Below are 21,444 nucleotides of genomic sequence, written 5' to 3'. Positions count from 1 at the left end.
TTCCCGCAGCGAAATCAAGGAGGAGGCCGCAGGCCGGGGGACATTCGCGGAGGGAAGTACGCCGTCGGCGTGAGCCCGTCCCGCATATCCGAATGAGTGCTTCATCATCTAGGCCGCCACATGCCCCCGGCTCAGCCGGCCGAGAAAGTTGAAGACCGTCACGCAAGCCATCACGGCCACCAGGAACACCAGCGAGATGGCTGCGGCGAAGGGCCAGTTCTGCAGCGACGAGGCCTGCTGGTAGATGTACATCGGCATGAAGAGCATCTGGCCGCCGCCGATCAGCGACTGCGAGATGAAGGCCGTGATGCTGGCCGCGAAGGTCAGCAGGCAGCCGGCCACGATGCCCGGCAACGTGAGCGGCAAGGTGATGCGCCAGAAGGTGCGCAGCGCGCTCGCGCCCAGTGCGGACGACGCGTCTTCCAGGTTCGGGTCGAGCTTCTGCAGCGCGGTGATCAGCGGCAGCGCCATCAGCGGCAACTGCACGTTGGCGAGCGTGACGATCAGCCCGGTGCGCGTGTAGAGCAGCTTGAGCGGTCCTTCGATCCAGCCGAACTCCATCAGCACCGAATTGACGATGCCCTGGCGCCCGAGGATCACGACCCAGGCGAAGGTGCGCACCACCACACTGGTCAGCAGCGGCATCACGATGGCGAGCATCAGCACCTTCTGCACGGCACCCGGACTGCGCACGTAGCTCCAGGCCAGCGCATAGCCGAGCACCAGGCACAGCAGCGTGGTCTGCACGCCGAGCCAGAGCGTGTCGAACAGCACCGGCAGCGTGAAGCCGTCGGTCGCGATCTTCACGTACTGGTCGAAGCCGAAGGACTTGAGCTCCGGCGTCGCATAGAAGCTGATGACGACCAGCAGCAACAGCGGTGCCAGGAAGAACAGCACGAAGAACGCCGCCAGCGGCGTCGCGAACGCGAGGCTGTAGCCAGTGACGGGCGGGCCCTTGATGGCGGCGGTGGTGCTCATGGGTGACGGCGTCAGACGCGGTGGCTTTCTGTGCCAGGAACACCGTGGAACCGGCTTTGCCGGGCCACAGGTGTTGCCCCCGGAAGGGGGGTGGCGGCTACGCGAAGCGAGCAAGCCTGGGGGCGAGCCCCGTGCTCACCCTGAAAGGGGGTTGGCGAAGCGCAGCGCAGCCTCGGGGTCATACCTTGATCTCTCGGTTGAAGCGGTCGATCCAGGCCGCGCGGTTCTCGTTGATCTTCTTCCAGTCCTGGAACACGAACTTCTTCTTCATCTCGGCCGTGTCCTTGGCCAGCACCTTGGCGATCTCGCCTTCCATCTTGACCTTGCCGTTGGTCGGCACGACCAGGTAGGGCGCCTGCATCAGCTTGCCCTGCACCTCGGGCGACAGCGCCACGTCGATCAGCTGCGCGGCCAGTGCCTTGTTGGGCGAGTTCTTGACGATGTGGATGCTGGTCTTGAAGGCGATCGCGCCTTCCTTCGGCGCCACGAACTCGACCGGCACGCCGCGCGCCTTGAGGATCTGGATGGCGTTGAAGTTGCCCGGGCTGATGTCGATCTGGCCCTGCTGGAACAGCGCGGCGAGTGCGCCCGGGTTGGCCGCGACGGCTGCGAGGTTGGGCTTGAGCTTGTCGATGGCCTTGAAGCCTTCCTCGACGTTGCCCTCGTTGCCGCCGTGCATGCGCGCGATCTCGACCAGGAAGCCGGTGCCCAGCGTCGAATTCAGGTTGGTGATGCCGACGCGGCCCTTGTACTCGGGCTTCCAGAGATCGGCCCAGGACGTCGGCGGCGTCTTGACCTTCTCGGGGTTGTAGGTGAGGCCCACCACCTGGAAGAACATCGACGGGCCCATCGGGTCCTGCGCCTCGGGGATCAGGTCCTTGTAGTTCTTGCTCGATGCGACCGGGAAGGGCTCGACCAGGTCCTGGGCGATGGCGGTCAGCGCCGGACCCGGATCGTGCAGCATGACGTCGATCGGCGGGTTGTTGCGCGCGGCCGAGACCTTGGCGATCTGGTCGACCGACAGCATCGCGTCGAGCAGCATGTCCTGGCCGGTGGCCTTCTTGAAGGCGGGCACCAGCACATCACGGTGCGCTTCCTCCCAGCTGCCGGTGAAGGTGGCGAACACCAGCTTGCGCGCCTGCGCATGGCTGATGCCCGGGAAGAGCTCCATCGCGCCCAGGGTGAGCGCGCTGCCGAGCAGTTGACGACGGGAGAGTTGCATGGGATTCCTCGTGAAGTGGAAGGGAAGGGCAGGAACGTCAGGGAGATTCAAGGGGCGGCGAACACCGTCACGCTGTCCGGCGAGGCCGGCCGCATCCAGACTTGGGCGCCGGTGTCGCGCGGGCCCATGCCGGGCGTGCGCGGCTCGGACAGCTTGAGCCGCAAGCCGCTGGCAGTGCGGATCTCGTGGACGATGGTGGCGCCGAGCGGCATGCCGAGTTCGACCGTGCCCGCAAGCGCGCCGGCGGCGGCGCCGTCGAGGTCCGCGGTGTCGGCCAGGCGCATGTTCTCGGGCCGGATGCAGGCGACGACCCGGCTGCCGCTGGCGAGGCCGGCCGGTGCGCGCGCGGCCAGTTGCGTGCCGTCGTCGAGACGCACCGTGGCTCGGCCGCCCGACACATCCGCCAGCACGCCCGGCAGCACGTTGGCGGTGCCGACGAACTGGTTCACGAAGTAGGTCGCGGGCGTGTCGTACACGGCGGAGGGCGCCGCGAACTGTTCGAGCCGGCCCTGGCTGAGCACCGCCACGCGATCGGCCATGCCGAGCGCTTCTTCCTGGTCGTGCGTGACGATGATGGCCGTCGTGCCGGCCGCGCGCTGGATGCGCTTGATCTCGATCTGCATGTCGAGCCGCAGGCTCTTGTCGAGCGCCGAGAAGGGCTCGTCGAGCAGCAGCACGCGCGGCTCGATGGCCAGCGCGCGCGCGAGCGCCACGCGCTGCTGCTGCCCGCCCGAGAGCTGCTTGGTCAGCCGGTCGGCCAGGTGGCCGAGCTGCACCATGTCCAGCATCTCGGCCGTGCGCTTGCGCGCCGCGTTGCGGTCGGTGCCGCGCGCCGCGAGGCCGTAGCCGACGTTCTCCGCCACCGTCATGTGCGGGAACAGCGCGTAGTTCTGGAACACGATGCCGACGTTGCGCCGCGCCGGCGGCAGCTCGTCGATGCGGCGCCCGCCGATCACCACCTTGCCCGAGGTCTGCGTGATGAAGCCCGCAATGATGCGCAGCAGCGTGGTCTTGCCGCAGCCGCTCGGCCCGAGCAGCGCGACCAGTTCGCCGGCGGCGACTTCGAGGGTGACATGGTCGACGGCGAGCGAACCCGCATAGCGGTGCACGATGTCGTCGAGGGTCAGGCTTTGTCCGGTGGTCGGTTCCATGGCCGGGACGTATGCAATCGTTGTGCCAGTTTTGTATCCAATCTTTCGGCGCCGGGTATCGGCTGATGGGTTCAGTGGCGGTTCATTGGAGGACGCGACGCCGTTGCGGGCTGGAACTCATCTTGCATGCAAAGGATTGGATACGATCTGCGCGCCATGATCGGTGCACTATCGCACCACATTGGATACAAACTGAACGCAGCTGGTGCATCCGGCTGAAACGAGGAGCCCATTCATGAACCAGGAACTGCACCGCTGGACCGCGCGTGAAGTCGCGCGCCAGGTGGCGGCGCGCGCCGTGTCCGCCGTCGAGGTTGCGCAGGCCCAGTGCGAGCGCGTGGCGCGGCTCGAGCCGCAGCTCAATGCCTTCGCCGACTTCGATCCGGCCGTCCCGCTCGCTGCGGCACGCGAGGTCGATGCGCGGCTGGCCGCCGGCGAGCAGTTGCCGTTGGCCGGGGTGCCGTTCACGGTCAAGGACAACCTCTGGCTCGGCGGCCGGCCCGCGACCTTCGGCTCGAAGGTGTTCGCCGACTTCGCGGCGCCGCGCGACTCATGGAGCGTGGCCCGCCTGCGCGCTTTGGGCGCCGTGCCGCTCGGCGTCACCAACTGCTCGGAATTCGCCTGCAAGGGCAACACCGCCACGCCGCTGCACGGCGAGACGCGCAACCCGTGGGATCTGGCACGCACGCCCGGCGGGTCGTCTGGCGGCGCGGTCGCGGCGGTGGCTGCCGGGCTCGGCCCGTTGGCGCTGGCGACCGATGCCGGCGGCTCGGTGCGCCGGCCTGCCGCGCACACCGGGCTGGTCGGCATGAAGCCGACGCTGGGCCGCGTGCCCAACCCCTGGGGTTTCGACGACCCGAACCACTTGCTGTCGGTGGTCGGGCAGATCGGCCGCAACGTCGAGGACGTGGCCTTCATGCTGGACGCACTCACGGCCTGGGAGCCGGCCGACACGCTGTCGTGCCCGGCCTTCGCGGTGGCCGATGCCATGGCCGCGCTGAAGCAGCCGCTGCGTCCGCTGCGGCTTGCCTGGTCGCCGCAACTGGGCTGCGGACTCGCGGTCGATGCCGATGTGCAGGCGACGCTCGAAGCCGCGGTCGACCGGCTTCGCGTCGCCGGCTGGCAGATCGAAACCGCCGACCCCGTCTGGCCGCCCGAGGCGCGCGAATACCCGTTGATCGCGCTGCAGCAGGCGGGGCTGGCGCAGCGCTTCGGCGACGTCTGGCGCCGCACGCCGGAGATGCTCGATCCGGACATCGGTGCGCAGATCGAACTCGGCTTCGCGATCTCCGGCGCACGCGTGACGGAGTTGCTCAAGCTGCGCGAGACATTCCACGCGAGCTTCACGGAGTTCTTCGGGCGCTACGACGCGATGCTCTGCCCGGTGAGCCCGGTCGAGGCCTGGCCGCTCGGCCGGCTCGGCCCGGCCGAGATCGGCGGCCTGCCCGCAGGCCCGCGCGGCCATGCCGCCTTCACGCCGATCTTCAATTACGGCGGCGTGCCCGCGCTGTCATTGCCCTGCGGCACCGGCCGCCACGGCTTGCCCGTCGGCCTGCAGATCGCCGGCCCGCGCTTCGCCGACGCGCTGGTGCTGCAGCTGGCGTGGCACGCGGAACAGGTGCTCGGCCCCAGCACCCCCTCGCCCCTGATGACCTGAGTCGTGAAACACCGCGGAACCGGCTTTGCCGGGCCGCTGGTGTTGCCCCCGGAAGGGGGTTGGCGAGAGGCGACACGCAGTGCGCCGAAGCCTGGGGGCGAGCAACGGTCACCCGAACAGGACGTCCGCCAGATCGATCTCCTGCACCTCCTGCGCATCGAGCTTCAATGCGTTCTCGATGTGGTTGAGGTGTTCGGTCATCAGCTGCGCTGCGCCGCCGACATCGCCGGCCGCAATGGCATCGATCAGCAACGCATGCTCGTCGTTCGGGCAGGCGACCGCGGTGGGCGCCTCGAAGGTCAGGATCGCCAGGCAGGTCAGCGGCGTGAGTTCGCGCATCAGGCGCGCGAGGATGCTGCTGCCCGACAGCTCGGCCAGCAGCACATGGAAGTCGCCCGACAGCCGCACCGCCTGCCGGCGATCGCCACGCGCATGCGCCTGCTGCTCGCGCTTGACGAGCGCCCGCAGCTGCTTGACGGCAGTCGGTGCCTTGCCGGCCGCGATGCGGTCGATCAGCCGCGCCACGGCAGCCGGCTCCAGCGTGCGGCGCACCGACAGCACGTCATGCGCCTCTTCCGCGCTGGGCGTGGTGACGAAGGCGCCGCGGTTCGGGATCAGCGTGACCAGCTGTTCCACCGCCAGCCGCTGCAGCGCGCCGCGCACCTGCGTGCGGCTCACGGCAAACAATTCGGCCACGCGCTCTTCGGACAGCTTGGTGCCCGGCATCAGGCGGTGTTCGACGATGGCGTCGTAGATGCTCTGATGGATGTCGGCCTGGCTGGCGATCTTGCGTGCCGACGGCAAGGCCGTCTTGTCGGCGGCGGTTTTCGTCTGGGTCTTGGTCATGGGTCGAGCGAGCTTGCAAGAGTCGTGCACATGTGGCGTCGAATGACTGGATACAAAGATTGCCGGACATCGTATTCAATCCATGCCGCGCTGGCATGTTTCTGGCGTGGAGAAGCCGTTGATATGCAAAGGAGAAAACCATGCCGCCGCGCACGCTGCTGGGGATGCTAACCCCCTCGTCCAACACCACACTCGAACCCGTGACGGCCTCGATGCTCGCGGGGCTGCCGGAAGTCAGCGCCCATTTCGGCCGCTTCCGCGTGACGGAGATCGCGTTGTCGTCGAATGCGCTCGCCCAGTTCGACAACCGCGAGATCCTGGCCGCGGCCGAACTGCTGTCGCATGCGCGCTGCCAGGTGATCGGCTGGAACGGAACCTCCTCGGGCTGGCTCGGCTTCGAGGCCGATCGCGCGCTGTGTGCGGCCATCGAGCAGGCGACCGGTGCGCAGGCCTGCACCTCGGTGCTCGCGCTCAACGAGATCCTGCAGGCGACGGGCGTCCGGCGGCTCGGCCTGGTGTCGCCCTACCGCGCCGATGTGCAGGAAGCGATCGTGCGCAACTACGCGACGGAGGGCATCGAGATCGTCGCGGAGCGCCACCTGGGCCTGCAGGACAACTATTCCTTCTCCGAGGTGAGCGCGGCGCAGATCCGCACGATGGTGGGTGAGGTGATGGCCGGCCCGCCGGGCGAGCGGCCCGAAGCGGTCGCGATCTTCTGCACCAACCTGCGCGGCGCGCCGCTGGTGCCGGAGCTCGAGGCGGAGTTCGGCGTCCCGGTCTACGACACGATCGCGACCGTGCTGTGGAAGTCGCTGCGGCTTGGCGGCGTCGACACGCGGCGCGTCGAGGGGTGGGGGCGGCTGTTCGCGCACTGAGGCAGCGGTCTCCTGCGGCTTCGGCGTCACGTTGCTGCGTTCGCGTCACGACGCGGTTTCGGCGGCCGCACATGAAGAAATGGCGGCCCCGATTTCAGGACGCCCCATGGTCAATCCGCTTGCTTTTCCCCCACCCAAGGTTCCCCCGCCTTTCACCGTTCCGGGGAAGGGTTCGATGGACGATCCCCGGCTCGCTGTGCCGCAGGGCCGGCCGGCAGGATCGGTGCCATGGGTGACGCAGGTCGCCAGCGAGATCCTGAACCACCGGGATATTGCGATCTTCCACGCCGATTTCGTCCTGGAAGACGATCTTCGGTGCTTCTGCGGCTCCCGGAATACGGCTGAAAGCCGTGAATTGGCGCAGAGGCTCCGCGCACGCATCGCGGCGCCGGACAAGACGCTTGATCTGGAAGGCTTCAGCGAGGACTTTCTAAACACGTTGCCGGCCGATATCACCCGGCATGTCCATGCCGCAGAGTGCGTCGTGCTGCCCGCACACCTGAAATCGGTTCCATCGTGGCTTTCACTGCATTGCCCGAAAACATTGAAAGTGCGAATGTATGACGGAGAGCGAATTGAAGCGTGCAACCGGAATCTCCGGGAATTGAATCTTCAGCCCGGAAAGAATCTGCGGCAGGTTTCCGTATTCCAGGGCACGGTATTGAGCACGTTCGGATTGTCTCCAATCGACAGCACGCAGAATTTTCATCTGCAGAGTGACACAGGGTTGCAGTCGATTGATGCCCGCGTCTACGGACCGGAAAATTCCCTGCTTTACGACATTCCCTATCCGAATCGGGTGTTCATCGAATGCACCCCCGACAGTGATCCCTATGAATATCAAAGCAACAACGAGCAGGTGGCCAACGAGCAGGGAGACAAAATTACCTGCAGGCATATTGCAGACAAGTCCAGCAAGCTGATGATGGAATGGTACGCTGGCGGCAGAAAATCAAGCATCGGGCAAGTGTCGAAAAATGCCTTTGAAAATAGAGAGGAAATGGTCGGGCTGTTCCAGAATACGATGGACGATCGCTGCTTTTCCAACAGGGTAGGCGGCGCCAATCTGCATCTGACCACGCGCGAGGGCGTTGCTTCATTCTTGGAGAATCAATGCCTGGAGATGACCGAGGACGAGATGCGGGTCTACAAGATCCGGATCTGTGGACGCCATACCGGCCATATAACGACGCAGGGCCTCTGGAGCGAGAAAATGCCCGACGGGCGAGTGCTGTTTCGCTCGGTCAATTTCGATGCCAATTCTGATAAACCCAGGGCGATCGCCGTCATGGATCCCAAGGAATTTTTGAAATTCGAATTCTTCGGCGATTTGCATTTTCCATATTCCCACCTCGATTATCCGGCCGTCATGATCGAGCGTCACGATGGGTACTATCCGAAATTCGATAGCCGGCTGCAGGACTCGAGCAAGGCGATGCGCCCGCCTGGAGGCGATGAAAGAGTCACAACGTTCGGGGCGAAGTTTGAAAAATTTGTTCAGCCGTTCTTGTTCGGGCATCTCATGGAATGGAATCAATCGCTTGCGCCCGCACGAAACTGGCTGACCGGAAAGAATGCGGGCGAGCGATGTGATTTATTGAGAAATTGGGCAACAGGCGTTCACTGTGGTGCCGTGGAATCGATCGAAGAATTGACCGAGATACTCGTCGATCAATTGCGCTCTGGAGAGCTGAGCTCGAGCGATGTAGAAAAAATCATGCAAGGAAAGGATGTCAAATTCCTCATGGAAAATGCATTCATATACGCCAAGCCTATTCAATCCCCTGCCGTTGCCGCGGATGGCATCCTCGCCGCAGGGCATATGCTTGAAAAATTGGTGAGCGTCGGAGCAATTTCCGTGTCCCGCGCGATTCAAGTCCTGTTGGGCGATGATTGGCCTCATGGCACCTATGCAGGCAAGCATCTGAAAGAAGAAAACTATCTGCCCGCCGCAGCGGCGCGCGAGGTGCTGGAATTCTGGCATCGCAAGAATCTCATTCGAGAAACCGAGATCGATGAAATTCTTCACGACGCGTCTGCCAGTCGCATTGCCGAAGCACGCAGCAAGACGAAGAGAGCCTGACCGCCCGATCGCTTTCCCCGTGCATCGGCGCCTTCGGCAACCCGCATTCGCGTTCGCCCTTGCGAACTTGTCTTTTCGCGAGGCATGGGCAAATGGCGCCTCTGTCCAAGAGGCGCCGCATGGTCAATCCACTCACATTTCCCCCGCCGAAAATCCCGCCGCCGTTCAAGGCGCCCGATAAAGGCTCGATGAGCAGTCCGTACTCACCGACGGAGCAGGACAAGGCATGCGGCACGACCTCCTGGCTCGACGCCATCCTGGTGCAGGCATCGACGCAGTGGAGCGGAATCTCGCGCTTCCATACCGAGTTTTCGATGATCGATGACCTGAAGTTCTTCTGCAATTCCAGGAATACGCCAGAAAGCCATGAATTGGCGAGAAGAGTTGTCGCTGCCCATGCCACGAACGAAAAGAGTCTCGATCTTGCGGGTTTCGACGAGAGTTTCTTGAACGGGTTGCCGACCGAGGTCACCCGTCACATCGGTGAATTGGGTTCTGTATTCTTCCCCGCCCTGCTGGGATCATTGCCGCCCTGGCTCTCTATTCACTGCCCTGAATTCGTGGACGTGTTGATGTACCTGGGCGACAGGATCGAGATCCACCATCCGCGCCTCAAGGGGTTGAAGCTGCAAGCAGGCCCGATGCTGCGCGACGTTCACGTGCCGCAGGGCATCCTGTTGACCAGTCATCCGCAATCGGAGATCAGGAACACGATTCTGGGAAGAAAAGGGGTGCTTCAAAGTACCAACGGACTCCAGCCAGTCGCGGCGCATTTTCACGACTTCAACAGGAAGGAGGTCTGGAGGGCTGCCTATCCGGGCCGTGTATTCGTCGAGTCGCATCCAAGATGCCTGCCTGGCGCATACGAGAACTTCAACGGCACGGCGACCGGACGGGGCGGTACCCCAATGGTCTGCAGGCATATCGCCGAGAAGTTCGGTGAGGTCTTCCTGGCATGGCATCAGTGCCAGCGCGATCGGCCTTTGGGCAAAGTCATTCACGAGTTCTTTGGCAGTGCGGCCGCCATGCAGCGAAACCTGGACAGGTACATGGACGAGCGGTGCCAGCTCCGCAGGACAGGTGGGGCGCCACTTCACCTCACGCCTCGTGAGGGCGTGGTCGACTATCTGGTGGCACAGATGCACGGGCTGGACGATGGTGAGGCTCGCAGTTACACGCTTGGCCTGGAAGCGGGGGCCAACTCTGCCCAGGCCGGCCATGCCACCACCTTGGCGATCTGGTGCGAACGAGGGCCGGACGCGCGAAAAGTCTTTCACTTTCTCAGCCATGACCCCAATCTGTCCGGCATGGCGATAAGGCTCTCTTTGTCGGCGCCAGAAGATCTGCGGAATTTCGAGTTGTTCCGGGATCTGCATATGCCGTACGAACAGTACGACTATCCCGCAATGACCCTCCATCGAAAGGATGGCTATTACGAAAAGTCGCCCGACCAGATGAAGGACGGCCCTCTGGAGCCGGAAAGGAACGCCACTTTCGGCATTGAGCCCGTCCCGGAAGTTGCGCAGCCATCGATATGCTGCTACCTGTTCGACTACAACCAGTCGCTCGAACCGGTCCAAAACTGGTTGCTCGGGAAAACGGGTGGCGAGCAGAAATTGGTTCTGCAAAACTGGCCAAGGGCCGTATTCAACGGTTCAGTGGAAACCATCGAGGAATTCTTCGATCTGCTCGTCTCGCAGTACGACCGGCTTCGCCTGGGCAAGGACGATATTGCGGACATTCTTCTCGGATCGAGCGCGAGCTACTGGATGTCCTTGGGGCTGGCTTCTTCCGCAATTCAAGTTCCCGCAGCTTTCAAGGCGGGCGGTGTTCGCGCGCTCGGGCGTGCGCTGGAAAAAATGATGAGCCGCCACCTGATCTCGGCGCCGCAGGCTGCAGAAATATTGTTGGGAAAGAACTGGCGACAGAGAACGTATGCGGGTGTGGGGCTCGATCAGGGGAGCCATCTCTGCGCGGTGGCGGTGCGAGAAGCGATGGAGCGCTGGTGCAGCAAAAAATACATGGCGCCAGCCGATATTCCCTCCTATCTGCACGACGCCTCCTGGGATCGGATCGAAAGAGTGAGAGCCCGTGTGGAGAGAGATCAATGAACCGCCGATCGATGGCACGCTGAAGCACCTGCGCGAGCGAGGGGTCGGGTCTGCATGCTAAGGTTTCTCCACAGGCGCCCTCGTGGTAACTGGTTAGTGGCATTGCGCTCCTTCCTGTCTCTGCCTGCGCGTCTTCCGCTTCCATTCCCCTGGTTTTCCGTGCCTCGCTCCAACATCTCCCCAATTGCGCCGAACGTCGGCATGTCGCCCGCGCTCACCTGGATGTTCGCGGTCGCGTGCGGCCTCTGTGTCGCCAACATCTATTTCGCGCAGCCGCTGATCGGCCCCATTGCCGTCACGCTCGACCTGCATGCCGGCCTGGCCGGATTGATCATGACGCTGACCCAGCTCGGCTATGGCGCCGGGCTGCTGCTGCTCGTGCCCTTGACCGATGTGGTCGAGAACCGCCGGCTGGTCGTCGCGGCGATCGGCTGCATGGTGATCGCGCTGGTCGGCATCGCGCTGTCCAATTCGGCAACCACCTTCCTGGCGGCGTCCTTCGTGCTCGGCATCTGCACGGTGGCGGCGCAGATCCTGGTGCCCTTCGCGTCGCACCTCGCGCCCGAGGCGACGCGTGGCAAGGTGGTCGGCAACATCATGGCCGGGCTGCTGGCCGGCATCATGTTGTCGCGCCCGTTCTCGAGCCTCGTCGCTTCCGCTTTCGGCTGGCGCGCCGTGTTCGGCCTGTCGGCTGTGATCGTCTGCGTGCTGATCGCCGTGCTCTGGCGCGCGCTGCCGGAGCGTCGGCCGCATGGTTCCATCGGCTATGCGCGCACCATGGCCTCGTTGCCCGGCATCGTCTGGCGCACGCCGCTGCTGTGCCGGCGCGGCTTCTACCAGGGGATGATGTTCGCGGCCTTCCAGGCCTTCTGGACCACCGTGCCGCTGCTGCTGGCGCGCGAGTTCGGCATGGGGCAGGGCGGTATCGCGGTCTTCGCGCTGGCGGGTGCGGCGGGTGCATTGGCTGCGCCGATGGCTGGCCGCGTGGCCGACCGCGGCCATACCCGGCCGGCCACCGGGTTTGCGATCTCGGCCGGGCTGCTGTCGTTCGTGCTGGGCGCCGTTTCCGTGCACTTCCATTCGCTGGCCGGGCTGGTCGTCTCGGGCATCCTGCTCGATGGCGCCGTGCAGTTCTGCCAGGTGCTGAGCATGCGCAGCCTGTTCGTGCTGGCGCCCGAACTGCGCGGCCGGCTGAACGCGTTGTTCATGACCTTCGTCTTCCTCTGCGCGGCGGCGGCATCCGGCGCCGCGGCGGCCATCTATACCTTCGTCGGCTGGAGCGGCGTCAGCCTGCTCGGCGGCGGGCTCATCGCGGCGGCGCTGCTGCTGTTCGCGACCGAGATGCGGCCGGCTGCGCGCGCCGCGGCCTGAGGCCTGGCGGCCTCACATCGCCCAGATCCGCGGCGAGCTCGCGGGCAACTGCCACAGCTCCGCGCGCCACGCGAGCCATACCTGGCGCAGCAGCTGCATCGCGGGCTCGACCACCGGTGCCAGCACGCGCAGCACGACGATCTCCGGATGCGGGCTGGTCGCGCCGGCGCTGGCGTCCAGTGCATGCGCGGTCGCAAGGTCCCGGGCGATGGCCAGCAGCGCGTCGCGCCGGGCCCGTGCCTGCGGCGATCCCGCCACGAAGAACAGCGATGCGATGCAGCGGTGGCCGGCCAGGCCCAGCGGGCTTTGCAGCAGGCGCGTGTCGGCCGCATCGATACGGCCGCGTTCCAGCCACACGCCGGGTGCTTCCAGGTGCTGCTGCAGGCTGCCGCGGTCGAAGGGCTTGTTGGCGCCCGGCAGGCCCAGCGCGGTCACGTCCCAGCCGAGCAGTTCTGCGCCGGGCGCGAGTTCCATCCGCACGCGGTTCTCGGCGCGGCAGCCGCTGTAGCAGATCGCCTCGAGCGGCAGCCATTCGAGCCGGGCGCCGGCGTCCAGCCGCAGTTGCGTGCGCTGCAACGCGAGTTCGCCGTCGGACCGGTAGAAGCGGGTTGCGCCGGGCGTGGTCAGCAGCCCGTGGCTGCCGGTGCCGACCGTCACATCGATGTCGAGCGTGTCGCCGCCGACCAGGCCGCCCGGCGGATGCACCAGCACGTTGTGGCAGATCGCGTCGCCTTCGGGGTAGAGGCTCTGCAGGATGCGCAGCGGGCCGTCGTGGCGAAAGCGCGCGACGGTGCGTTGTTGTTCAGCGCGGTAGTCGAGCGCGAGTCTGGCGTGCCATGGCATGCGGCGAGTCTATCGGCGGTGCCGTGCGGGGCCGGGTGCGCGCATCAGCTTTTCCATGCGCCGTCGTGCGCCGCGCTGGCCTCGTCGATCAGTGCGGGGCCGATGCATTCGATCGGATGCGGCGAGGCAGCGAACACGTCGCGGCACGACAGCTCGGCGTCGCGCTGGTCCTGGCGCTCGCCGCGGAACACGCGCAGCCGCTCGGCATCGATGCCGAACACCACGCGCCCGATGTTCGACCAGAAGATCGCGCCGGCGCACATCACGCAGGGTTCGGCCGACGAATACAGCGTGGCGCCGGCCAGCAGCTCGCGCGAATACCGGCGTTCCGCCAGCGCCCGGATCGCGTTCATCTCGGCATGGCCGGTGCAGTCGCCGGTTTCGGCGGTGTTGTTGTAGCCCTCGGCGATCACTTCGTTGCCGGCGGTGACGATCACGGCCCCGAACGGGCGGTTGCCGCGTCGCCCCGAGGCATGCGACCAGAAGATGGCTTTCAGCAGATAGCGACCGTCGCGTTCGTCGAGGGTCGCCTCCGCGGGGAGGGAGGAGGGAGTCGGTTTCATGTGGGAGACAACGATGCACTGGAGCGTTCGATCATGGTGCATGCACGACATATGCCAGCACGCGCCACGCGGGTTCGGCGTGGCGCACAGGCCGGCGCTACCATCGACTTCCCTTTCCAGCATGCCCAGGAGCGCACGATGGTCACCCGTGGATTCACAGGACGCCGCCCCACCGCCGCATTCGCCACCCGGCTGCCGCCCGGCCAGTTCGAGACCGATGACTTTCCGGTGCTCTCGAAGGGGCCGGCCCCGGCGATCGATCTGTCGACCTGGCGCTTCACGCTGAGCAACGGTCCGCGGCCCATCGCGAGCTGGAACTGGGACGAGTTCAATGCGCTCCCGCAGACCCGGTGGGAGGGCGACATCCATTGCGTCACGACCTGGTCGAAGTTCGACACCGTGTGGGAAGGCGTGAGCATCGACGACCTGCTGGCGGCGGCCGGCGTCGCGGCGCCGACCGCCTATGCGCTCGCGCTGTCGCACGACGACTACGACACCAACGTGCCGGTGGCCGATCTGCTGGGTGGCCGCGCGATGGTCGCGACCCGCTTCGACGGCGCACCGCTGACCACCGAGCACGGCGGGCCGGCGCGGCTGCTGGTGCCGCACCTGTACTTCTGGAAGAGCGCGAAATGGATCAAGGGCCTGCGCTTCACGCCGCGCGACGAGGCCGGCTTCTGGGAACTGCGCGGCTATCACATGTACGGCAATCCCTGGAAGCAGCAACGCTACTCGGACGACCCGTGACCGCCGTCCCGCCCTTGCCAATGGCGACCGCTTCCGCCGCTTCCGTCGCAACCTCGCCCTGGTACGAAGCCATCGTCGAGCGCGTCGTGCCGGCCACGCCGCGCACGGTCAGCGTGTTCCTGCGCCCATCTTCATCACCCGCGCCGTCGTCGGCGCCTTCCATGTCGCTCGCGGGCCAGCATCTGGTCGTGCGGCTCACCGCGCCGGACGGCTATGCCGCCCAGCGCAGCTATTCGATCGCATCCGCACCCGGTGCCGAGCGCTTCGAGCTGCTGATCGAAAAGCTCGCGGACGGCGAGGTCTCGCCCTTCTTCCATGACATCGTCGAAGCCGGCGACGCGATCGAGGTGCGCGGCCCGCTCGGTGGCCACTTCGTGTGGCGCGCGGCGGACGGCGGCCCGCTGCTGCTGGCGGCCGGCGGTTCAGGCATCGCACCGCTGATGGCGATGGTGCGCGACTGGGCCCGCGCGCCCGCGACGCCGCTGCTGCTGGTGTATTCGGCGCGCACCTGGGACGAGCTGGCCTTTCGCGACGAGCTGGCCGCCCTGCAGGCGCGCGTGCCGGCCTTCACCTTCGTCGCCGCCACGACGCGCGACGCGCCGCGGCGAGCGGGCGACCTGGCGCAGCGCCTCGACGCCGCCGCGCTGCACGACATCCTGCAGCGCTGGGGCCATGCGCCGCGCCATGCCTATGTCTGCGGTGCCAACCGTTTCGTCGAGGCGGTGGCGAGCGGGTTGCTCGCGGCCCAGGTGCCCGCCGCCGCGATCCGCACCGAGCGCTATGGCGGCGCCGGCTGACGCTCTCTTCATCCACACACAACGACAAGGATTCGCCATGGGCATTTCGATCCGGCGCAACGGCACGACCGGCGTCACGCACACGGTCCATATCGGCGACGTCGACTTCCCGGTCGACGCCTCGCTCGCGGGCGGCGGCGATGGTGCCGGCCCGTCGCCGCACGACCTCTACGACGCGGCGCTCGGTGCCTGCAAGGCGCTCACGATGCTGCTCTATGCGCGCCGCCGCAACATGCCGGTGGAGAACATCGAGGTGACGGTCGATCGCGACGACAGCGAGGAGCGCAAGGGCGTCTACCGCCTGAAGGCCTCGCTGCATGTCACCGGCAACCTCGACGAGGCACAACGTGCCGAGCTGCTGCGCGTGGCCGGCAAGTGCCCGATCCACCGGCTGATGACCGAGGCGACGACCGAGGTCGAGACCGTCTGGGCTCAGTCCAGTCCGTAGGTCCGGCGGTACATCTCGCGCAGGTGCTCGCCGGCCGTGCAGCTGGCAAAGCGGGGTGCCTCGCCCGGCGCCACCGTGCCGGGCACCGGTTCGATCCGCGCGAAGTAGTCGGGCTCGTAGAAGAACGGGATCGAGTAGCGCGGCGCGCCGCCCGAATGCAGGTTGCGCACGCGGTGCGGGTTGGAGTGATAGCGCCCGTTGGTCCAGCGCGGGATCATGTCGCCGAGGTTGACCACGAAGCAGCCCTCTACCGGCGCCGCCGGCACCCAGCTCCCGTCGGGCATGCGGACTTCCAGTCCGCCGTGCGCGTCCTGCGCGAGGATCGTCAGTGCGCCCCAGTCGGTGTGGGCACCTGCGCCGAAGGTGCGCTCGTCCGCACCGGCCGGATGCGCCGGGTAGCGCACCATGCGCAGCGTGACCATCGGGCTCTCGGCCGTGTGGTCGAAGTAGCGCTCGGGCAGGTCGAGCGACAGTGCCAGCAGCTGCATCAGCCGCTGCGACAGACCCAGCATCGCGCGGATGTAGGTCTCGCATTGCGACGGTGCCTCCGGCAGTTCCTGCGGCCACTGGTTGTGGCCGTAGGTCTGGTAGCCGGCGACCACGTACGGATGGTCGGCCGGGTAGGCCATGCCGCAGTAGAAGCTCTCCTTCAGGTCCGGCCTGGCGGCGGCGTCGAGCGTCTGCTCGCCGAGGTTCTCGAAGCCGCGCATCGTCGGCGAGTGGCGCATCGACAGCGCTTCGCGCGTGGCGGCCGGGAGGTCGAGCAGCGCACGCGTCAGTGCGAACTGCCGGCTCACCAGCGCGGGTTCGATGCCGTGATGGCGCAGGTAGAAGAAGCCGGAAGACATGGCGGCCTGGCGCAACTGTGCCGCCACGTCGGCGCTGCCCGCGCTGCCCGGCTGCAGCGCATCGCGCAGATCGATGAGGGGGATGGCGGTGCGCATGGACTTGCCTTCGGGCAGCTCCGTCAGGCCTTCAACTTGCGGTCGGTTGCGGACGGCAGAAAGCGATCGGTCCAGATGTCCGCGACCGCCGGGCTGCTCTTCAGGCCGAAGGCGCCGACCGTCTCGTCGATGGTCGCCTGCAGGCGCGCCGGCGTGGCCGCACCCCAGCCGTTGGTGCGCGTCTCGGCCGTCTTCATGGCGCCGTCGACCACCAGCTGGAGGCGTTCGAATTCGATCTCCTCGTTGGCCAGCGGCTCGCGCGCCTTGACGGCAGCAGCGCCGGCCCTGACGTCGGCGATCACGTCGACCCAGCCGCGCGTCGTCGCCTTGACGAAGGCCGTCATCGCGGCCGCGTTCTCCATGCTCTTCGCATTGGCGACCAGGCCGTTGCCGTACGACTTCATGCCGTAGTCCGAGAAGCGGAACATCGTGATCATCTCCGGGCCCATGCCGCGCGCCTTGAGGTTCAGCAGGCCGGTGAAGTAGAAGTAGGCTGCGGCGTCGAAGTCGCCCTTCACGAAGCGGGTGTCGCCGATGTCGGGCGTCACGTTCTCCCATTTCACGCCGGAAGGGTCGAAGCCCTGCGCCTTGGCGAAGGCCGGGAACAGCTTGCGCGAGGCGTTGAAGGGCTGGCCCAGGATGGTCTTGCCCGCGAGGTCCGCCGGCTTGGCGATCGGGCCGCCCTTGCGCACCAGGATCGCATTCGGGTTCAGGTCGTACTGGATGGCGACGGCCCGGAGGCCGGCGCTCGGGTTGTTGACATTGAACTCGACCATGGTCGCGAGATCCGCCGACGCACAGTCGTAAGCGCCGCTGCCGACCAGGCTGATCGCCGCGGCCGAGCCGTTGCCGGTGTCGATCGCGACGTCGAGTCCCGCCTCCTTGTAGTAGCCGCGCTGCTGTGCGACCAGGAAGCCGGCCGCCGTGGCCTCGATCTTCCAGCCGAGGTTGAACTTGAAGGGCTTGAGCGACCCCTGTGCACGAACGAAGGGCGTGGCGGCGAGGGCGGTGGCGGCGCCGGCGGCGCGCAGGAGAGAACGGCGTTGCATGGAAGCACTCCTTGGTGGAAGCATGTCGGGTCCGTGGTGCCGCAGGACGGCACTCGTTCACGCGGCGCCCGTGTTGCGGGGCGCCGTGGGTCCCAGAGCAATTTCCGGGCATCGGCCTGATGAGGGCCGACGCTGAACGCTTCTACTCCGTGCCGTGGTTTTTGCAGGTTCCATGCCAGGTCTCCGGCTCCCTCGTGCGCACCAAGCCGGCGCAATGGACGGCTGCGTTCCCATGGGCAGCGGTTCGCCTGACGCCGGCCGTGGCCGCGCGATGGCCGCCAGCATGACGCCTTCCATGGAAACGGAGGCACGATGTCGGTAGGCAACATTCAGGGTGGTTCGTCGGCACCGGTACAACTCCCACAGGACACGCTGCAAGCCATCCTGGCGAGCTGCCGGCTGCGTCCGGGCCAGCACCACGCGGACCTGAGCCGCTTCACGGCCGACCAATTGACCGTTGCACGTGCGCACCCGCAATGCGATGCGGTCGCGCGGCTTCTCATCGATGAACGGCTCGGCGAACTGCGCGGCACGCCGGTGCGTGCGACGGGCCCGTTGACGTCCCTGGATGGCCTGCAGGCTCGCCGCTTCGACGGCGACTTCAGCGCATCGTCCGGCGTGCGCCCGCCGGAGCCTGTCGGCATGCAGAACGAGAGCGAGGCCCAAACCGAGTCGGCGTCGGCGTCCGTTGCGTCGTCCCGTGGCGGCGGCACGACCGAACCCACCGTGGTCGTCGACCAGTTGCCGCGGGTCTCGGCCCGATGGCCCGATCTGCATCTGGATCCCGGATTCGCGGCGCTGAGCGAGAGGGACCAACGCGTGTTGTGCTATCTCGAGGACCAGGTCGGGGGCGACGCGAGAACGCTCGACGCGACGCGCAGCGCAGTTTTCCAGATGGACCAGGCTGTTCTGGCTGGCAGTTTCGACAGGCTGGGTGCGATGTACCTGTTGATGAGCCCGGGCGGCTTTCAGGCCTTCGTCGACAGCCGCAGTCCACGCGCACTGGGTCGGCGTTCGACCACCGGGCCCTTGCTGGCCACCGTCGTGAGAACGCTGCAGGCCCGGCCTGCAAACGCGCCGCCATTGCCGGCCCACACCCTCGGCCATGCCGTGCAGCCGTTCGTGGCCCGCCAATCGTCCAGCGGTGCCAGCAACGTCAGTGTGGTGACCGACATTGCGACGCAGGCATTCCGGCAGTTGTTCGAACGGATCGAAGGCCCCATGGATTGAGACCGGGCCGGACCTCGGCACGCCCGCGTGCAACATGGCAGCCACGGGGTTCGCCGGCGCCGCTTGCCAACCCCCTGCCGGCTTTGTTCTAATCCACCCCGAGAGTAGAAGCGTTCATCGGCCTTTCGACAGGTCGCCCGGGAATTGCTCTTGAGGCTCGCGCCCGCCGCGAGGTCTTCAGGAGTCGTGCAAGTCAGCCACATCCCGTGCTCTCTCTTGGCATTCCTCCTGCAAGCCCTTCGGCGACCGGCGCGGTCCTGCGTCCGACATCCTTGCCACCAACCTCTTTGCCAGGAGCAACCCACATGAACACAGCCAACTACGGCATGGCCGAACTGCAGAAGGAATCGCGCATGGGCGCGATGGGTTCGGAAACCAGCGACCGCGAGATCCGCGTCATCGACCTCGCCGACTTCGAGAACCGCCGCGCCGACATCGCCGAACAGCTGTGGGACGCGTCCATCGACGTCGGCTTCTTCCAGCTCAAGAACCACGGCGTGCCGCTGGCGCAGATGCGCGAGGCCTTTGCCATGAGCGAGAGCTTCTTCGCCTTGCCCGACAGCGTGAAGGCGCAGTACCCGCTGGCGCGCAATGCCGGCTGGGAGAGCCGCGCGCAGTTCCGTCCTTCCACCGGCACGGCCGACCAGAAGGAGAGCTACCAGATCACGCGTCCGCGCATGGCGGGCCTGTATCCCACCGAAGAGGAGTTGCCCGGCTTCAAGGCCACGATGCTCGCTTTCGAGCAGGCCAGCTGGGCCGTGGGCATGCGCGTGCTCTCGTGCTTTGCCGACAGGCTCGGCTTCGACCGGGAGTTCTTCACGCGTGCGCACGAGCCGTCGTCCGAGACGTACCAGAGCACGCTGCGCATGCTGCACTACTACGCCATTCCCCCCGAAGCGCAGACCGGCCTGGGCCTGTGGCGCGCCGGTGCGCACACCGACTTCGACTGCCTCACGCTGCTGTACCAGCGCCAGGGCCAGGGCGGCCTGCAGGTCTGCCCGGGCAAGGAGATGGATGCCCAGGTGTGGACGTCCATCCCGCCCGAGGAGGACTACATCACCTGCAACATCGGCGACATGCTCATGCGCTGGAGCGACGACGTGCTGCCCAGCAACTTCCATCGTGTGAAGAATCCGCTGCCCGGCGACTACATGGGTCCGCGCTACAGCCTGGCCTTCTTCTGCCAGGCCAACACCGATGCGCTCATCGAGTCGCCTTCGGGCAAGTACCCGCCGATCACGGCAGGCGACTACCTGGCCGAGCGCATCCGCGCGAACTTCAACAAGAAGTACTGACTCAAGCAGGTGTCCGTCGGGCGGCTTCGATTCCGCAGAGAGCGGGAAAGCGCTGGCGGTTCGGGGGATGCGACGCGGCTTCGCGAGAGAAATATGTCGGTGCCGGTGTGCGGCGGAAACTTTCAATTCCGGCTGGCGCGCCGCGCTTCATCCGGCTTTTTCATGAAGGAAGATTCCATGACCGTCCAACCCACGACCGGCAGCCAAACGGCCGCCTCCGCAGGCCTCGTTGAAAACAAGTCGGTGCATTTCGACTGGAGCAAGGCACAGGTGAACACGAAGACAGGGCAACAGAGCCTGCGTGAGTTTCTCAAGACCGCCCCCGATGCGGCCAACCTGATGAAGAGCGTCGGCGCCATGGCGCGCAAAGACATGGGCAACATGCTCTGATGACGGCGGGTCGCCCAGCGGCGCCAGCGGACCGCCAACCAAAGAACGCCGGGGCGTTCTCAGGTGTTCTGCGAACCGCGGTGCGCCCAGCCGGTCGTGTGCTTTTCGATCGCGCTGAAGATCTCGTACATCACCATGGCCATCGCGCCGACCACCATCAGGCCCGCGAAGGCCAGGCCCATCTGCATGGCCGAGCCGGCGGAGATCAGCAGGTAGCCGATGCCCTCGTTGGCCGCCGTCATTTCCGACACCGTGGTGCCCACGAAGGCCAGCGTGATGGCGACCTTCAGCGAGGCATAGAAGTAGGGCATGGAGCGCGGCAGGCCGATCTTCATCAGCACGTCCCAGCGCTTGGCGCCCAGCACGCGCAGCACGTCCTCCAGCTCGGGTTCGAGCGTCGCGAGTCCGGTCGCGATGTTCACCATGATCGGGAAGAAGCTGATCAGGAAGGCGGTGAGGATGGCCGGGCCCGCGCCGATGCCGAACCACACCACCAGGATCGGCACGAAGGCGGCCTTCGGCAGCGCATTGAAGGCCGTCATCAGCGGGTACATCGCCGCGTAGGCGAGGCGCGAGCTGCCGATCACGAAGCCGAGCAGCACGCCGACCACGATCGCCAGGCCGAAGCCGGCCATCGTGACCCAGAAGGTGCGCCAGGCGTGGCCGGCGATGATGAGCTTGAACTCCCAGAACTGCGTCCAGATGCGCCACGGGCTCGGGAAGATGAAGTCGGAGACTTCGAAGGCCGAACAGATGATCTGCCACAGCATGATCACCGCGACCAGCAGCAGCCAGGGCGACCAGCGTTCGATTTGCTTGTTGTTCTGCATGAGGGGCTTCGGTG

General features: G+C 66.2%; 20 protein-coding genes. 11 read left to right on the top strand and 9 right to left on the bottom strand.

The window, feature by feature from the left end; genetic code table 11:
• Window positions 1-108: 108 nt before the first annotated feature.
• The 3 genes from AC07PZ_RS21105 to AC07PZ_RS21095 form a co-directional block, all read right to left on the bottom strand.
• Window positions 109-978 (bottom strand): ABC transporter permease, encoded by an 870-nt coding sequence (locus tag AC07PZ_RS21105; RefSeq protein ID WP_495297080.1) that lies wholly within the window; start codon window positions 976-978, stop codon window positions 109-111.
• Window positions 979-1,156: 178 nt separating this feature from the next.
• Window positions 1,157-2,200, bottom strand: a complete 1,044-nt coding sequence (locus tag AC07PZ_RS21100; RefSeq protein ID WP_495297079.1) for an ABC transporter substrate-binding protein — start codon at window positions 2,198-2,200, stop codon at window positions 1,157-1,159.
• Between the two features lie 47 nt (window positions 2,201-2,247).
• Window positions 2,248-3,351: an ABC transporter ATP-binding protein gene (locus AC07PZ_RS21095; RefSeq protein ID WP_495297078.1), complete on the bottom strand. Its 1,104-nt coding sequence runs from the start codon at window positions 3,349-3,351 to the stop codon at window positions 2,248-2,250.
• 235 nt (window positions 3,352-3,586) lie between these two features.
• Between AC07PZ_RS21095 and AC07PZ_RS21090 the strand changes: the two genes are divergently transcribed.
• Window positions 3,587-5,008: an amidase gene (locus AC07PZ_RS21090; RefSeq protein ID WP_495297077.1), complete on the top strand. Its 1,422-nt coding sequence runs from the start codon at window positions 3,587-3,589 to the stop codon at window positions 5,006-5,008.
• Window positions 5,009-5,116: 108 nt separating this feature from the next.
• Here AC07PZ_RS21090 and AC07PZ_RS21085 read toward each other — a convergent pair whose 3' ends face one another.
• Window positions 5,117-5,854 carry a GntR family transcriptional regulator gene (locus tag AC07PZ_RS21085; RefSeq protein WP_495297076.1) on the bottom strand — a complete coding sequence of 246 codons (738 nt, stop codon included), beginning with the start codon at window positions 5,852-5,854 and terminating at the stop codon, window positions 5,117-5,119.
• Window positions 5,855-5,994: 140 nt separating this feature from the next.
• On the opposite strand from AC07PZ_RS21085, the gene AC07PZ_RS21080 reads away from it, so the two are divergent.
• From AC07PZ_RS21080 to AC07PZ_RS21065, 4 genes are all read left to right on the top strand, one after another.
• Window positions 5,995-6,729, top strand: coding sequence for a maleate cis-trans isomerase family protein (locus AC07PZ_RS21080; RefSeq protein WP_495297075.1), 735 nt, complete (start codon window positions 5,995-5,997; stop codon window positions 6,727-6,729).
• A 106-nt stretch (window positions 6,730-6,835) separates the two neighbouring features.
• Window positions 6,836-8,812 (top strand): hypothetical protein, encoded by a 1,977-nt coding sequence (locus AC07PZ_RS21075; protein ID WP_495297074.1) that lies wholly within the window; start codon window positions 6,836-6,838, stop codon window positions 8,810-8,812.
• Between the two features lie 119 nt (window positions 8,813-8,931).
• Window positions 8,932-10,923, top strand: a complete 1,992-nt coding sequence (locus tag AC07PZ_RS21070; protein WP_495297073.1) for a hypothetical protein — start codon at window positions 8,932-8,934, stop codon at window positions 10,921-10,923.
• 159 nt (window positions 10,924-11,082) lie between these two features.
• Entirely contained in the window at window positions 11,083-12,294 is a 1,212-nt protein-coding gene (locus AC07PZ_RS21065) for an MFS transporter (protein WP_495297072.1), read from the top strand.
• A 12-nt stretch (window positions 12,295-12,306) separates the two neighbouring features.
• Here the strand turns inward: AC07PZ_RS21065 and AC07PZ_RS21060 are convergent, their stop codons facing one another.
• Together AC07PZ_RS21060 and AC07PZ_RS21055 are read right to left on the bottom strand one after the other, a co-directional pair.
• Window positions 12,307-13,137 (bottom strand): urease accessory protein UreD, encoded by an 831-nt coding sequence (locus AC07PZ_RS21060; protein WP_495297071.1) that lies wholly within the window; start codon window positions 13,135-13,137, stop codon window positions 12,307-12,309.
• A gap of 44 nt (window positions 13,138-13,181) precedes the next feature.
• Window positions 13,182-13,700 (bottom strand): nucleoside deaminase, encoded by a 519-nt coding sequence (locus tag AC07PZ_RS21055; protein WP_495297070.1) that lies wholly within the window; start codon window positions 13,698-13,700, stop codon window positions 13,182-13,184.
• Window positions 13,701-13,838: 138 nt separating this feature from the next.
• Between AC07PZ_RS21055 and AC07PZ_RS21050 the strand changes: the two genes are divergently transcribed.
• The 3 genes from AC07PZ_RS21050 to AC07PZ_RS21040 are packed head-to-tail and all read left to right on the top strand — an operon-like array spanning window position 13,839 to window position 15,692.
• A complete protein-coding gene (locus AC07PZ_RS21050) occupies window positions 13,839-14,447 on the top strand; it encodes a sulfite oxidase-like oxidoreductase (protein WP_495297069.1) in 609 nt (202 codons plus the stop codon).
• Window positions 14,444-15,244, top strand: coding sequence for an FAD-binding oxidoreductase (locus AC07PZ_RS21045; protein ID WP_495297068.1), 801 nt, complete (start codon window positions 14,444-14,446; stop codon window positions 15,242-15,244). Before AC07PZ_RS21050 ends, AC07PZ_RS21045 begins: the two co-directional genes overlap by 4 nt.
• A gap of 37 nt (window positions 15,245-15,281) precedes the next feature.
• Window positions 15,282-15,692, top strand: a complete 411-nt coding sequence (locus AC07PZ_RS21040; RefSeq protein ID WP_495297067.1) for an OsmC family protein — start codon at window positions 15,282-15,284, stop codon at window positions 15,690-15,692.
• Here AC07PZ_RS21040 and AC07PZ_RS21035 read toward each other — a convergent pair.
• Together AC07PZ_RS21035 and AC07PZ_RS21030 are read right to left on the bottom strand one after the other, a co-directional pair.
• Window positions 15,677-16,636 (bottom strand): isopenicillin N synthase family dioxygenase, encoded by a 960-nt coding sequence (locus AC07PZ_RS21035; protein ID WP_495297066.1) that lies wholly within the window; start codon window positions 16,634-16,636, stop codon window positions 15,677-15,679. The two genes, AC07PZ_RS21040 and AC07PZ_RS21035, sit on opposite strands and share 16 nt — an antisense overlap.
• 23 nt (window positions 16,637-16,659) lie before the next feature.
• The gene (locus AC07PZ_RS21030; RefSeq protein WP_495297065.1) at window positions 16,660-17,685 is read right to left on the bottom strand and encodes an ABC transporter substrate-binding protein; all 1,026 of its coding nucleotides are present in this window, start codon (window positions 17,683-17,685) and stop codon (window positions 16,660-16,662) included.
• Window positions 17,686-17,997: 312 nt separating this feature from the next.
• On the opposite strand from AC07PZ_RS21030, the gene AC07PZ_RS21025 reads away from it, so the two are divergent.
• The 3 genes from AC07PZ_RS21025 to AC07PZ_RS21015 all read left to right on the top strand — a co-directional run bounded on the left by AC07PZ_RS21025 (window position 17,998) and on the right by AC07PZ_RS21015 (window position 20,600).
• Window positions 17,998-18,915, top strand: a complete 918-nt coding sequence (locus AC07PZ_RS21025) for a hypothetical protein (protein WP_495297064.1) — start codon at window positions 17,998-18,000, stop codon at window positions 18,913-18,915.
• A gap of 305 nt (window positions 18,916-19,220) precedes the next feature.
• A complete protein-coding gene (locus AC07PZ_RS21020) occupies window positions 19,221-20,210 on the top strand; it encodes an isopenicillin N synthase family dioxygenase (protein ID WP_495297063.1) in 990 nt (329 codons plus the stop codon).
• A gap of 93 nt (window positions 20,211-20,303) precedes the next feature.
• Window positions 20,304-20,600 carry a hypothetical protein gene (locus AC07PZ_RS21015; protein ID WP_495297062.1) on the top strand — a complete coding sequence of 99 codons (297 nt, stop codon included), beginning with the start codon at window positions 20,304-20,306 and terminating at the stop codon, window positions 20,598-20,600.
• A gap of 59 nt (window positions 20,601-20,659) precedes the next feature.
• Here the strand turns inward: AC07PZ_RS21015 and AC07PZ_RS21010 are convergent, their stop codons facing one another.
• Window positions 20,660-21,430 (bottom strand): ABC transporter permease, encoded by a 771-nt coding sequence (locus AC07PZ_RS21010; protein WP_495297061.1) that lies wholly within the window; start codon window positions 21,428-21,430, stop codon window positions 20,660-20,662.
• Between the last annotated feature and the right edge of the window lie 14 nt (window positions 21,431-21,444).

It is taken from the genome of Variovorax sp. GW821-FHT10B04 (assembly GCF_059415645.1).
The sequence above is the reverse complement of the archived record's forward strand: the minus strand, read 5'-3'. Positions and strand labels throughout refer to the sequence as shown.